This window comes from Larsenimonas suaedae (assembly GCF_023712105.1).
GTDB classification, from domain to species: Bacteria; Pseudomonadota; Gammaproteobacteria; order Pseudomonadales; family Halomonadaceae; genus Larsenimonas; species Larsenimonas suaedae.
Map to the genome: position 1 here is coordinate 370,297 of NZ_JAMLJI010000004.1, position 13,133 is coordinate 383,429.

Annotated in this window: 12 protein-coding genes; 10 read left to right on the forward strand and 2 right to left on the reverse strand. The window is 61.0% G+C overall.

Annotated elements, in window-relative coordinates:
* The first annotated feature begins 105 nt into the window (after positions 1 to 105).
* From hemC to NAT49_RS13565, 5 genes are all read left to right on the forward strand, one after another.
* A complete protein-coding gene (gene hemC / locus NAT49_RS13545) occupies positions 106 to 1,053 on the forward strand; it encodes a hydroxymethylbilane synthase (RefSeq protein WP_309619162.1) in 948 nt (315 codons plus the stop codon).
* Positions 1,040 to 1,825 carry a uroporphyrinogen-III synthase gene (locus NAT49_RS13550; protein ID WP_251595095.1) on the forward strand — a complete coding sequence of 262 codons (786 nt, stop codon included), beginning with the start codon at positions 1,040 to 1,042 and terminating at the stop codon, positions 1,823 to 1,825. Before hemC ends, NAT49_RS13550 begins: the two co-directional genes overlap by 14 nt.
* A gap of 6 nt (positions 1,826 to 1,831) precedes the next feature.
* Positions 1,832 to 3,004 (forward strand): uroporphyrinogen-III C-methyltransferase, encoded by a 1,173-nt coding sequence (locus NAT49_RS13555; protein WP_251595097.1) that lies wholly within the window; start codon positions 1,832 to 1,834, stop codon positions 3,002 to 3,004.
* Positions 3,001 to 4,218: a heme biosynthesis HemY N-terminal domain-containing protein gene (locus tag NAT49_RS13560; RefSeq protein WP_251595099.1), complete on the forward strand. Its 1,218-nt coding sequence runs from the start codon at positions 3,001 to 3,003 to the stop codon at positions 4,216 to 4,218. The genes NAT49_RS13555 and NAT49_RS13560 overlap by 4 nt, the downstream gene beginning before the upstream one ends.
* A 204-nt stretch (positions 4,219 to 4,422) precedes the next feature.
* Positions 4,423 to 6,030, forward strand: a complete 1,608-nt coding sequence (locus tag NAT49_RS13565) for an FMN-binding glutamate synthase family protein (RefSeq protein WP_251595101.1) — start codon at positions 4,423 to 4,425, stop codon at positions 6,028 to 6,030.
* Between the two features lie 20 nt (positions 6,031 to 6,050).
* Here the strand turns inward: NAT49_RS13565 and NAT49_RS13570 are convergent, their stop codons facing one another.
* Complete coding sequence (locus NAT49_RS13570; protein ID WP_251595103.1) at positions 6,051 to 7,433, reverse strand: MATE family efflux transporter; 1,383 nt, start codon at positions 7,431 to 7,433, stop codon at positions 6,051 to 6,053.
* A gap of 178 nt (positions 7,434 to 7,611) precedes the next feature.
* Between NAT49_RS13570 and NAT49_RS13575 the strand changes: the two genes are divergently transcribed.
* From NAT49_RS13575 to aroQ, 4 genes are all read left to right on the forward strand, one after another.
* Positions 7,612 to 8,208, forward strand: coding sequence for a DUF2780 domain-containing protein (locus NAT49_RS13575; RefSeq protein WP_251595105.1), 597 nt, complete (start codon positions 7,612 to 7,614; stop codon positions 8,206 to 8,208).
* A gap of 444 nt (positions 8,209 to 8,652) precedes the next feature.
* The gene (locus tag NAT49_RS13580) at positions 8,653 to 9,672 is read left to right on the forward strand and encodes a 2-hydroxyacid dehydrogenase (RefSeq protein ID WP_251595107.1); all 1,020 of its coding nucleotides are present in this window, start codon (positions 8,653 to 8,655) and stop codon (positions 9,670 to 9,672) included.
* A gap of 20 nt (positions 9,673 to 9,692) precedes the next feature.
* Positions 9,693 to 10,232 (forward strand): hypothetical protein, encoded by a 540-nt coding sequence (locus NAT49_RS13585; protein WP_251595109.1) that lies wholly within the window; start codon positions 9,693 to 9,695, stop codon positions 10,230 to 10,232.
* Positions 10,233 to 10,373: 141 nt separating this feature from the next.
* Complete coding sequence (gene aroQ / locus NAT49_RS13590) at positions 10,374 to 10,802, forward strand: type II 3-dehydroquinate dehydratase (RefSeq protein WP_251595111.1); 429 nt, start codon at positions 10,374 to 10,376, stop codon at positions 10,800 to 10,802.
* Positions 10,803 to 10,808: 6 nt separating this feature from the next.
* On the opposite strand, the gene NAT49_RS13595 is transcribed toward aroQ, so the two are convergent.
* Positions 10,809 to 11,600, reverse strand: a complete 792-nt coding sequence (locus tag NAT49_RS13595) for an IclR family transcriptional regulator domain-containing protein (RefSeq protein WP_251595113.1) — start codon at positions 11,598 to 11,600, stop codon at positions 10,809 to 10,811.
* Positions 11,601 to 11,714: 114 nt separating this feature from the next.
* On the opposite strand from NAT49_RS13595, the gene NAT49_RS13600 reads away from it, so the two are divergent.
* On the forward strand, positions 11,715 to 13,061 hold the full coding sequence (locus NAT49_RS13600; protein ID WP_251595115.1) for a class-II fumarase/aspartase family protein: 1,347 nt from the start codon (positions 11,715 to 11,717) through the stop codon (positions 13,059 to 13,061).
* The last annotated feature ends 72 nt before the right edge of the window (positions 13,062 to 13,133 follow it).

Here is a 13,133-nt window from a genome sequence, read left to right on the forward strand (position 1 = left end):
TGCGTGCTTTGCATCTGCCTTAATGCGGCAATGCGGCGTAATGGTTTTTAGCCGATGAGCGGTGCTTTATCATGCCCTATCTATCCCTCGATCATTGGAGTGCCCGTGTCAGAGCCTGAATCCGTTCCGCTTCGCATCGCGACCCGAAAAAGCCCGCTGGCCATGTGGCAGGCCGAGCACGTCAAGGCGCGCCTGGAGGCGCTCAATCCGGGGCTTGTCGTCGAACTGGTCGGTCTATCGACGCGGGGCGACAAGATCCTCGATACGCCGCTTGCGAAAATCGGCGGCAAGGCGTTGTTCGTCAAGGAACTTGAGGAGGCAATGCTGGACGGGCGCGCCGACATCGCGGTGCACTCGATGAAAGACGTCCCGATGCATTTTCCGGACGGGCTGGGACTTGCGGTCATCATGGATCGCGGCGCGCCGACGGATGCGTTCGTGTCGAACCGCTATCAGAGCCTCGAGGATCTGCCGCGAGAGGCCTGTGTGGGTACATCAAGCCTTCGCCGCGGGCTTCAGCTCAAGGAGTTGCGCCCGGATCTGGTTATTAAAAGCCTGCGCGGTAATGTGCAAACGCGGCTTTCAAAGCTCGATGACGGTCAGTTCGATGCCATCGTGCTGGCGACCTCCGGGCTGATCCGGGTCGGGCTTTCCGAACGCATCACGTCGGAGCTGGTGCCCGAGCAGCTGTTGCCCGCCTGCGGTCAGGGCGCGCTCGGTATCGAGTGCCGGCTGGACGATACGCGCTCACGCACGCTGATCGAGGCGCTCGCCGATGCGCCGACCACGGCGCAGGTCCTTGCTGAGCGCGCGATGAACACGCACCTCGAGGGTGGCTGTCAGGTGCCGATCGGCGGCTACGCCGTGCTCGAGGATGAAGGGAAAACGCTCTGGCTTCGTGGGCTTGTCGGCGCACCCGATGGCTCCCAGGTGCTCAGGGCCACGGCTCGCGGCCCGGCCGATGCGCCGGAGGCGCTCGGAGTACAGGTCGCGGATATGCTGCTCGGGCAGGGCGCAGGTGCCATTCTGGACGCGGTCTATGGCGAGCGCTAAGCCCCGGGTCGTGATCGCCCGACCCGGCGCGCGGGCGAAAGCGCTCGAGCAGGGCATCGAGGCGCTTGGGGCCGAGGTGCTGAATCTCGGTGTCATGCAACTGGTGCCGCTTGAAGACGCTTCCGGCGATACACGACGACGCCTTCTCGATCTGGATCTCTATCAGGTCGTGCTGGTCACCAGCCCGTTCGCGGCAACCTGCCTGCTCGAGTGGGTCGATGACCTGTGGCCGCAGTACCCCATTGGCATCATGTGGTGGGGTACCGGCGCCAGTACGGCTGAGGTACTGTCTCACGGGCTTGGCGAAGACGTGGGGGCGCCACCGTCAGGCAGCGGCAGTGCAAGCGAAGCACTTCTTTCCATGCCGGCCTTCCAGACGGAGGCCGTATCAGGCCAGCGCGTACTGCTGGTCGGCGGCGAGGGTGGTCGCACGTTATTGCACGAAACGCTGATGCAGCGCGGCGCCAGTGTCGATACACTGGCGCTTTATAAACGCACCGTTCATACGCCTGAGCCGCACCATCAGCGCGTACTTGAGGAGGGTGCGTTTAGAGCATTGATCTTGACCAGCGCCGAACAGCTTGAACATCTTCTGTTATGGTGTAGTGATTCGACCAAAAAACGGCCGCTCGTCGTGTCCAGCCAGCGCTTGGCGGAAACGGCATCCTTCCACGGATTCACGGCCATAACCATTGCCGGTGACGCCTCACCGACAGCACTTGCACGTGCTGTCGCTCACTGTGTGGCGCCTTCTAACCTTGATAAAGGCTAGTGATACATGAGCAAGCAAGAACACGACAACGACGATAACGCCGCTTCGACTCACAGCCAGACTGTGCCGCCTTCGTCCTCTGGCTCAGAAAGCGGTAAGAGCACCAAGACAGAGACGCCCGACAAGGCAAGTACGCGTTACAGCGCGGGCGGGGCCAATACGCCGCCCAAACACGGCGGCTCCGGGTCGGGCTCGGGCGGAAACAAGGGCAAGGGCAGCAAGGCGCTGGTCGTGGTGCTTGTCATTGTATTGCTCGTGATGCTGGTGGGATTTGGCTTCGGCGCCAAGATGCTCATGGATCAAAAGGCACGGCTGGCATCGCTTGACCAACAGGTGGCCAGCACCGAGCCGCTTAAGCAGACGCTGTCTCAGCAGCAGAACACGATCGAATCGCTCAAGGCCTCGATCGAGGAAACCGGTCAGACTCAGCAAAAAGTGCTCAGTGAGCTCTCTGCATCACAGCAGACCGATGCCCGTGAATGGATGTACGCCGAAGTCGAGTATCTTCTGCGTCTGGCCAATCAGCGCCTGCAGCTCGAGCGCGACGTCAGCGGGGCCTATACCCTGCTCAAGAGCGCCGACAACCGACTCACTCAGGCCGACAACCCCGCCCTTACGCCGGTGCGTCGACAGATTCATTCCGAGTTGAGCGCGCTTGACAGCGTCCCGAGCGTGGATGAAACCGGTCTGTACCTGTCGCTTGCGTCCGAGGCTCAGCAGTTTGAACGGCTGCCGCTGGCGCAGGATACCCAGGCCCTGTCGGCCAAGGTGGATGACGGCTCGACCTACAGTGGCGGCTGGCGTGAACAGTTGGCGCGCCTCGGTCAGCAGCTGAAGGATCTGGTCACGGTGCGTCATCACGACGAAGCCCTTGAAGCCCTGATTACACCGGAACAGGAAGGGTATCTCCGCCAGAACGTTCGCCTGATGCTCGAGCAGGCGCAGCTTGCGCTGCTCAAGGGCCAGCCGGACATCTATGCCCAGAGCATCGAGCGGGCACAGACGCTGGTCAAGCAGTACTACCAGACCAGCGACGAGCGTGTTCGCACGGCGCTGTCTCGTCTTGATGAGCTGGCCAACGAAACGATCCATCCGGAGCTTCCCGACATCAGTGCGTCACTGAGCACCCTGCGTGACATCATGCGCAAGCGCTATGAGCAGCAAGGAGCTTCCGAATGAGAAAACTGATTCTGTTCATCGTCATCGGTTTGGCGGTGGGTGCGCTGTTCGGGCAGCTCATGTTGTCCACACCGGGCTACTTCCTGATCAGAGTGGGGGATACCTCCATCCAGACCTCGTTCTGGCTCGGACTTATCGTGCTGTTCGTGCTGTTCTGGGTGCTTTATGCACTGGTGCGGATTCTTTCAAGCCTTCGTCGCCCGGTCGGACGGCTCAAGCGCTGGAATAACCGGACGCGTAACCGTCAGGCCATGCACCGCACCGTTCAAGGTCTGGTCGCGCTGGCAGAAGGTCACTGGAAAAAGGCCGAGAAGTCGCTGGTACGCTCGGCCGATGATTCCTCGGCGCCTTTGATCAACTACCTCTCTGCGGCACTGGCGGCGCACTACCAGGGCCGCTACGACCAGTCGGAAACCCTGCTCAAGAAGGCGCACGGCAGCACCGAGGGCGCGGATACTGCGGTATCGCTGATTCAGGCGCAGCTGATGCTTGATCGTGAGCAGCATGAGCAGGCGGTCGCCACGCTTACGCGGATCGAAAAGCAGTTGCCGGAACACCCGCAGGTGCTCAAGTTGCTTAAACAGGCCTACTTGAGTGTGGGCGACTGGGATGGTCTTCGTCGTCTGATGCCGCGTCTTGAACGCCATAATCTGGTGTCCGATGAGGAACGTAGAACGCTTGAGCGCAGCGCCTATCTGGCCTCGATCAGAAACGCATCCGGCGATTACCGTCGTCTTGACGAGGTGCGTCAGCTCTGGGCGGAAATGCCGGATTCACTGCGCAATGACCCGGAACTGGTGCTGATCTACGTCGAATCGCTTTACAAGGCCGGCGAAGAGAATCAGGCCGAGCGCCTGCTCCGCCAGACCCTCAAGGAGCACTGGGATGCAGCGCTGGTCCTGCGCTATGGCCTTTTGAACGTCGACGTGGAGCGCCAGCAGATGCACGCCGAGAAGTGGGCCGAAGAGCGCCCGCAGGACCCGGACCTGATGTTGACGCTTGGCCGGCTGGCCCTTCGCAACCAGCAGTGGGAAAAAGCCCGCGAATACTTCGAGGCAAGCTATCGAAGCCGCCCGGATCGCATGGCCTGCGCGGAACTTGCCCGGCTCTATACGAGCCTTGGCGAGCGGGAAAAAGCGCAGAAGTACTATCGCCAAAGCGTCGATATGCTGCATGAGACCCTACCGGAGCTGCCGCAGCCGTCTCATTCCTGACGTCACGTAAAGCTCTCGTCTCCACGCCCCGCCTTCGCGGGGCGTTTTTTTTGCGGGCACCGTGGGGATGTGGGCGTGGATGTTGATGTTGATGTGGATGTGGATGTGGATGTGGATGTGGATGTGGATGTGGATGTGGGCCGGATTTTGAGGGCCGTACAGGCGTGTACAGGCAAAGCCTTCTATCTTAAGTCACGAACAAGGATGTCATTTGATCTGAGGAGCGCCATGTACCGCCGTGCATTTTTTACAACCGTTGCCGTGTTATTCGTCGTCATCGCTGCGCTGGCGGTGCTGGTCTCGCCCTGGTGGCATCTGGCTTGGGTGGTCTGGCTTGCCCTGACAGCGCTTGGCATCAAGGATTTGAGTTCGAGCTACAACGTCCTGACCAACTACCCGATCGTTGGGCATCTCAGGTATTTGCTTGAATTCATCCGCCCGGAGCTTCGCCAGTATTTTTTCGAATCCGAATCCAGCGGCCGTCCGTTCAGCCGAGAGCAGCGTCAGCTGATCAACGCCCGTGCCGAGGGCGCATCGGATGCCATGCCGTTCGGCACGCTGCGCGATGTCGATGCCCCGGGCTATGACTATTCGGCGCACTCGCTGTCGCCGAAAGAGGTCGATCAGGCCCATGCGCGCATCCGGGTGGGCGGGCCGCAATGTACGGCGCCCTATGAGTCTTCGATTTTCAATATCTCCGGCATGAGCTTCGGAGCCCTTTCCGGTAACGCCATTCTTGCCATGAACAAGGGCGCCAAGAAAGGCGGGTTCGCGCACGACACCGGCGAAGGCGCGATTAGCCCCTACCATGAAAAGTACGGTGGCGACCTGATCTGGCAGCTGGGCACCGGCTACTTCGGCTGTCGCACCGAGGGCGGCCGCTTCGACCCGGAGGCCTTCAAGGAAAAGGCCTGCGGCGAGCAGGTCAAGATGATCGAGATCAAGCTCTCCCAGGGGGCCAAGCCCTCACACGGCGGGCTGCTTCCTGCGTCCAAGGTCAATGAGGAAATTGCCGACACCCGCAAGATCGAGGTAGGGCAGGCGTGTGAGTCTCCCGCCGCGCACCCGGAGTTTTCGACGCCCAAGGGGCTTTTGGCGTTCGTTGCACGTCTTCGTGAGTTAAGCGGTGGCAAGCCGGTCGGCTTCAAGCTCTGCATTGGGAAGCGCAGCGAGTTTTTAAGCATCTGCAAGGCGATGGTCGAGACCGGGACCTACCCGGATTTCATTACGGTCGATGGCGCGGAAGGCGGCACTGGCGCGGCGCCTGCCGAATTTTCCGACAGTTTCGGCCTTTTCATCAACGAGGCACTGCCGTTCGTGGATCAGGCGCTGACCGGCTGTGGGCTGCGCGAGCACATTCGAGTGATTGCCAGTGGCAAGGTCGCGCTCGGCTATGACATGGTGGTCAAGCACGCACTCGGAGCCGATATCTGCCACGCCGCACGCCCCTTCATGTTTGCCGTCGGCTGCATCCAGTCCCGGCGTTGCCACACCAATCAGTGCCCGACCGGTGTTGCCACGCAGGATCCACGACGCTCTCAGGCACTGGACGTCGAAGAGAAATATCAGCGCGTGGCGACGTTTCATTCGGCCACCATTACCTCGTTTTTCAACATGGTCGGCGCCATGGGGCTGGATTCACCCGCGCAATTGACGCCGCACATGATCCAGCACCGCTCGCGCTATGCGCCGGCCACCTCCTACGATCACATGATCGGGCCAATCCTTTCCGAGGGCGAGCTGATCCGTGGCGAGGCATTGGCCGAACCCTGGCAGGCGCATTGGCAAGCGGCTTCCGCCGAGCGCTTCTAGGACTGCTGTGGGCGATGGCGTCATGCAGGCCGGTCGGAGGTGGCCTGTTTTGACGTCGGTGCCTCATGCGCAAGCGTAGCGGTGAGCCAGTGACCCTTGGCAAACCACAGCCAGGTGATCAGCGCGGTCGCCACATTGGTAATCGGAAAGGCCCACCAGATGCCTGCGCCCCCGAGCGGCGTGGCGCTTGAAAGCACGAACGCCAGTGGAAACTGGACGCCCCATTGGGAAATCAGCGTCAGGGTCATGGGTATCAATGTCTTGCCCGCAGCCCTGAACGCCCCCGTCAGCACCATCTGAAACCCCATGAACCCGAAGGTCAGGGCGACGACACGAAGGAACTCGGCGCCGTGTTCGATTACTTCCGGATCTTCCGGCACGAACACGGCCACAAGCTGCGGCGCGCTCAAGAAAATTGCCACACCAATGATGCTCAGTGTGAGAAAGGCGATCACGCCACTCAGGCGCGCAATGTGGCGCGCCCGCTCCAAAAGCCCGGCGCCGATGTTCTGACCGACGACCGCGGCGGTTGACATCGAAAGCCCGAGGGCAGGGATGACGATGAACCCGAGGATGTTCATGCCCACCCCGTAGGCGGCAGTAATGGCGGTGTCGAAGCCTGTGACCAGAACCACCATGACATTCATGGCAAGCGCCCGCGCCGACAGCTCGATCGAGGCTGGCGTGCCGATTGAAAAGGCGCGGCGTATGACGGCGGTGTCCGGGCGCATATTGCGCCAGCTCAATCGGATGCCGAGTTTTCCCCGTGCCAGTAGAGCCACGGCGCACGCAAAGGCGAGTCCCTGTGTGACCAGCGTGGCAAGCGCGGCGCCGGCCACGCCAAGTGCCGGGAATGCGCCCCAGCCAAAGATGAACAGCGGGTCCAGCACCACGTTAAGCCCCACGGTGCCCGCGACGATGTACAGCGGCAGCCGCACTTCACCGGCGCCTCTTAAAAGCGCCTGACACATTGAAAACCCGAACGTGAATACCGTACCGGTCAGGGCGATGCGCAAAAACGCCAGGGCGTCCTGTCTTACGGCGTCGGTGATACCCAAGCCATCGAGCAGCAGGGGCGCAAGGAGGTGACCAAGCACTGCAAGAATCACGGAGGCAATCACGACCATCAGCAGTGTCTGGGCGGTCACGTGATCGGCCTCGCGTTGGCGATTGGCGCCGATGTACTGGGCGATCAATGTCGAGCCTGCCACGCTGAAGCCGGAGCCGAGTGCGAATAGAAAGAAGATGACCGGTGTGCAGACCGAAACCGCCGCCACCGCCTGACCGCCCAGCCGCCCGACCCAGAAGGCGTCGATCAGCTGGTAGGCCGATTGCAATATATTGGCGAAAACGATGGGGACGGCCAGCTTGAGCAGGGAGGCAAGAATGGGCCCTTCAAGCAAGGGGCTTCGTTGATCGGCCGGCAAGAACAACCTCGGATATCAAAATGGAGCAAGGCGCCATGTTACCAGCCGATACGTGCGGCCGCTGGCCTTTGGGCAATTGTTTTCTATCCTAAAGGGAATGCTTGGCAGGCAACCGTGTCTTACGGTTGCACTTATCATGAATCACGGAGGAACGATGAAAAAATACCTGATGCCCGGTGTCGCACTCTGCATTGGTATGGCGGCTGCACCTGCCATGGCGTTTGACCTGCAAAAGGCGGCCAATGATGCAATGAGCAGCGAGAGCGGCAAGCACGTCATCTCGACGCTTGGACAGGCCTCGCAAGAGCGTCAGGCGGCATTTGCGGCCAATACCACCGAAAGCAATCTGTCAAAGGCGGCGGATCTGACCAAAAAGCTCTCCAGTGAGCTCGGCGTCAGCCCGACGCAGGCCGTTGGCGGCGCGGCATCGATGCTTGCGATGGCCAAGTCGAGCCTCAGCACCGATCAGTTCAATCAGCTTTCCAACCAGGCGCCGAGTGTCACAGGCCTTATGTCAAGCGCGCGCACCAGTTCGGCCATGAGTTCAGCGCTCGAAGCGCTTTCAGGCAATGACTCGGGCGGTGCGTCTGGCACAAACATGCTGGGCTCGACCTTCCAGTCTCTTGGCATGGACGCATCCATGATTCGGCAGTTTGCGCCTGTCATGTTGAGCTATTTCAAATCCGAGGGCGTTTCCTCGATGCTGACCGGTGCGCTTTCAAGCGTCTGGGGTTCGGCCTCTAACGGCTGATCGGTCGTGGTACGGAACGGCGGGCTGCTCTGTCGTTCCGGCCTAAAGCCGCGTTGGATAGGCGCAGGGCGAGGTGTAGAAAAATCAGGCATAAAAAAACGCCACATGAACTGTGGCGCTGATAAGGACCGTGACTAGCTTGATGAGGAGGTGCCCTGACGGCGAGGCCGTCAGAGCGCGGGTTGAATCTCAACCCGAAATCCACGATAAAGAAGTGCGGTTGATTATTCAAGTCATTTGATAATCTTTTTCATATAAAATATTGCTAACCTTCTTCTGCGACATCCCACCCCTTTACGGCCTTCTTTATTAAGCGTTTCATTGTGAATGCGCGACGTATCCTTGCGCGAAATACGGTGGCCTGTTGTACCTGACGGCCGCCGTGCGATTGTTCGGCGCAGTGATCCGCTGCGCCTCATCCGGGCTTATCAAGAAGGGATTGCAATGAAGGTTACCGTGTTTAGTGCTCAACCCTATGACCGTCGGTTTTTCGACCTGTGCACCGACCACTCCGGCACTGAATCGCTCGTGTCCTTTACCTATCAGTCGGCGGCGCTGACGCAGGAGACCGCCGCGCTTGCCGACGACAGCGACGGTGTCTGTGTCTTCGTCAACGATGTGCTCGATGCCGAGGTCCTTACGATTCTCGCCCGCCAGGGCGTGACGCTGATCGTTCTGCGCTGTGCCGGTTTCAACAACGTGGATCTCGATAAGGCGCACGCGCTTGGAATGCATGTTGCCCGCGTACCGGCCTATTCCCCTGAAGCCGTGGCAGAGCACGCCGTGGCATTGATCCAGACGCTCAATCGGCGCATTCATCGGGCATTCAACCGAGTGCGCGAGGGCAATTTTCAGCTTGATGGCCTGCTTGGCATGACGCTTCACGGCAAGACGGTCGGTATTGTCGGCACCGGCAAGATCGGACTGGCGCTTGCCCGCATCATGAAAGGCTTCGGCTGTCGGGTGCTCGGCCATGACCCGTACCCCGCCGAGGCCTTCAAGGACATCGGCACGCTGGTGCCGCTTGAGACCTTGCTGTCCGAATCGGATGTGGTTAGCCTTCACTGCCCCTTGCTTCCGGCCACGCACCACCTGATCGATGCCGAGGCGCTGGCCTCGATGAAACCCGGTGCGATGCTGATCAACACCTCCCGCGGCGGGTTGATCGATACGCCTGCGGTCATCTCCGCCCTGAAGATGCGCCATCTCGGGGCGTTGGCCATTGACGTCTACGAGCAGGAAGGGGGCATCTTCTTCAATGATCACTCTGACGACATTATCGAAGACGATATTTTTCAGCGGCTGATGACCTTTCCAAACGTACTGGTGACCGGGCATCAGGGCTTTTTTACTCAGGAAGCGCTCACGGAAATCGCCGAGGTCACCTTCGGTAATATCCAGGCCTTCATGCACGGGCACGCGAGCCCGAACGCTCTGGTCGATGCCGACGGAGTGCACGTATAAAACTGCTCTCGGGAGAGCCCATGCCGGATAGACCGCCGCGCGAGGACATGCGCCGTTCGAAAACGCTCAACGCGTTGATTCTGGTGACGCTGGTCACGGTCATCGTGGCGCTTGGGTATCTTGGCAATTACTACCTGGGCGTGGGCAGCTCCCACCAGATTACCTGGTACCCCACCAATCCGTTTTGCAATGTGGCTGAACGACGCTGCACCGCATCGCTTGGTCAGCGCGGCGAGATCTCGCTGTCGCTTGATAAACGCGAGACCGTGCACGACGCCCTGATTCAGGCCTCGGTCAGCTCACTGAAGCCATCAAAGGTTGATGTTCTACTTGAGGCGCGTGATCGAGGGCGCGTCGTCGAAACCATGACGCTTGATAAAATCGCCCCCCACCGGTTCGTTGGCCGGCTGCCGCTTGACTGGTGCAACGTGCCCCACATGCGCTGGCGGCTGAAGGTGGTCGTTCACAGCGGCCAGCAGAACCTGGGCGGCTGGTTCGATTTCGACACCACCTGCAAGAATGGCCGGGCGGTCTCCGCGCTCGAATCAAGCGCCCGGTAGTCCGGGGTCGCTACGTTCTGCGTTTTTTGTGAAGATAGGGCGCACAGCAAGGCGCAGGCCGTTTCCTGGTTTGCCCACCCTCGATGCACCTTCATGTCACGGTGCATTTCACCTCACCGCCGACAAAATGACACCGACATCATGAACGTACTGGTAGTGCACGGACCCAATCTGAATCTACTGGGGACTCGAGAGCCCGACATCTACGGGCATGAAACCCTTGATGACATCAACACGGCGCTGGCCACTCAGGCGGACGCCGCCAACATCACGCTCTCGTCATTTCAAAGTAACCATGAAGGCGCCCTGGTGGATGTAATCCAACAGGCGCGCACCGATGGCGTGGACGCCATCATCATCAATCCGGCCGCCTACTCGCACACCTCCGTTGCCATCCTAGATGCGCTGAAGGCGTTTGATGGCAAGGTGATCGAGGTGCATCTTTCCAACATTCACACCCGCGAGCCATTTCGCCACCATTCCTATGTCTCGAGCCGCGCAGATGGCATCGTCATGGGCCTTGGGAGCCAGGGCTATCGGTTGGCGCTTTCAGCGTTGATAACCAACTGAGGCTCCTTAGCTGACCTGACGGGCAATCAGCGCCGCCTTCTCCTGAAGCAGCGGCAGAAACCGCTCGGTCAGCGTGGCCATGTCCACGCGGGCCGCATTGGTGCTGATGTTCAGGGCGCCGATCAGGTGCCCGTGGGTGTCGAATGCCGGCACGGCAAGCGATCGAAGGCCTGAATCAAGCTCCTGATCCACGATGCAATAGCCGTCGGCTCGAACGCGCTCAAGCTCGCTCATCACGGCCTCGCGGGTGGTCAGGCTGTGCTCGGTATGGGCCGTGAATTCAATCGTTGCCAACCGCTCGCTGAGCGCCTCATCGTCCAGTCGGGCAAGCAGTACGCGGCCCATCGAGGTGTAGAGCGCCGGCAGGCGGGTGCCGATCGACAGCGTGATCGCCATCAGGCGATGGCGGGCCGAAGAGCGCGCAACGTAGGTCACGCTGTCGCCCTCGAGCACGCCCAGCGAGGACGACTCGCCGGTGGCCTCTGTGATGTCTTCGAGGTGCTGCTGAATCACCCCCCGATAGCCGTTGGCGGAGAGAAACGAATAGCCAAGCTGTAGGGTTTTCGGTGCCAGTTCGAAATGACGCTGCTGCTTTCGCACGTACCCAAGCGCATGCAGTGTCAGAAGAAAGCGCCGCGCCCGGGCCCGATTCATGCCGGTGCGCGTGGCGACTTCGCTCAGTGTCATGCGCGGGTGGTCGGCATCGAAGGCCAGCATCACCTCCAGGCCGCTGGCCAGCGCCGTCACGAAATCGCGGTCATCCGGGCCAATGGTCTCGTCGGTGTCGTTAGGCGTCATGGTTTCTCCTTGGATCTAGGCGTCACGGGGCGTCGGGCATGCTATGGTAGCGCATGTGTTCGCTGTGCGAATTAAAGTTTGCATTGAGATGACGGTTTATCAGGAGCATACCGCATGTACCAGCAACTCGTTCACCATCCCTTCATGAGCAAGACCGCAGTGCAGGCGCTGTCGGCCCAGGCGTTGGTCGATGCCATGGTCCGGGTCGAAGTGGTCCTTGCCGAGGCCGAGGAAGCCCGGGCGCTTTTGCCGGAAGGCACCGCGCAAGCGCTCGAACAGGCGCTATCACACGTCGACTGGGATATCGAGGCGCTGGCACAGGGGGTCGTCGAGGGGGGCAACATGGCCATTCCCTTCGTCAAGCAGGCCAAGCGGGCATTGCCGGAGGCGCTGCGCGAACACATTCATCGTGGGGCGACGAGTCAGGATCTGGTCGATACCGCATTGATGCTGGTGCTGTCGCCCAGGCTTTTGCGCATCGACACATTGATTCGAACGGCGCTGACTGACGGTGACGCGTTGATGCGCGAGCACCGCTCGACGCCGATGGCCGGACGCACGCTGATGCAGCAGGCGTTGCCGGTCACGTTCGGGGTGAGCGTGGCGCACTGGCTGTATGGTCTCGGGCAGGCGGGGGCGGCGCTTTCGGAGATTCGCCGGTCCGGGCTTTTCGTGCAGTTCGGCGGCGCCGTCGGCGTGCATTCGGGGCTTGAGGAGACCGGGCTCGAACTCATGGATGACATGGCCAGGCGGCTCGGTCTTTCCGTGCCGCTGCTGCCCTGGCATACCCAGCGCCAGCCGATCCTTGCGCTGGCGTCCGCGCTTGACCGCGTTGCGGTCGCGGGCGAGAAGATCGCCACGGATGTGGCGCTTCTGACCCAGACCGAGCTTGGCGAGGTCAGTGAGCCGGTGGAGGACGGCGTTGGCGGGTCGTCCTCGATGCCGCACAAGCGAAATCCGGTCGCGTGCGCCCGAATAAAAAGGGCGGCGCGCCAGATACACGGTCATGCGGCCACGCTGTATCAGGCCGGCGCACAGCCGCTGGAGCGCGGTCTGGGGGAGTGGCACGCCGAGTGGGCGCCGCTGCTCGAGTCGGTGGCTCTTCTCGAGGGGCTGATGGAAAGCGTGGCGCACCTTATGAGGGGGCTCGAGGTTCATCCGGTGCGCATGGCGGACAATCTCTCACTGACCGGTGGTGCGGTCATGGCGGAGCCGGTAACGCGGCTTCTTGGCACCTGCATGGAAAGCAATGAGGCCAGCCGGCTTGCCCGCGACGCGGCGCTCGAGGCCCAGCGAACTCGCCGCGATTACGCGGAGGTGCTGTTCGAGGACGCGAGGGTCCATTCGGCGCTGACGCGGGAGACGCTCGCGCGTGCCACTGATCCTTCCCTATACCTTGGTAGCAGCCTCGCTCAGGTCGATCGCACTCATGACTGGCTTTCGCCCTGGTTAAACCAATGATTAGTCAGGCATTAAAGCCATCAGCTACGCAAAAGGGCGCCCTCGGGCGCCCTTTTTCATGTGGTTGACGGG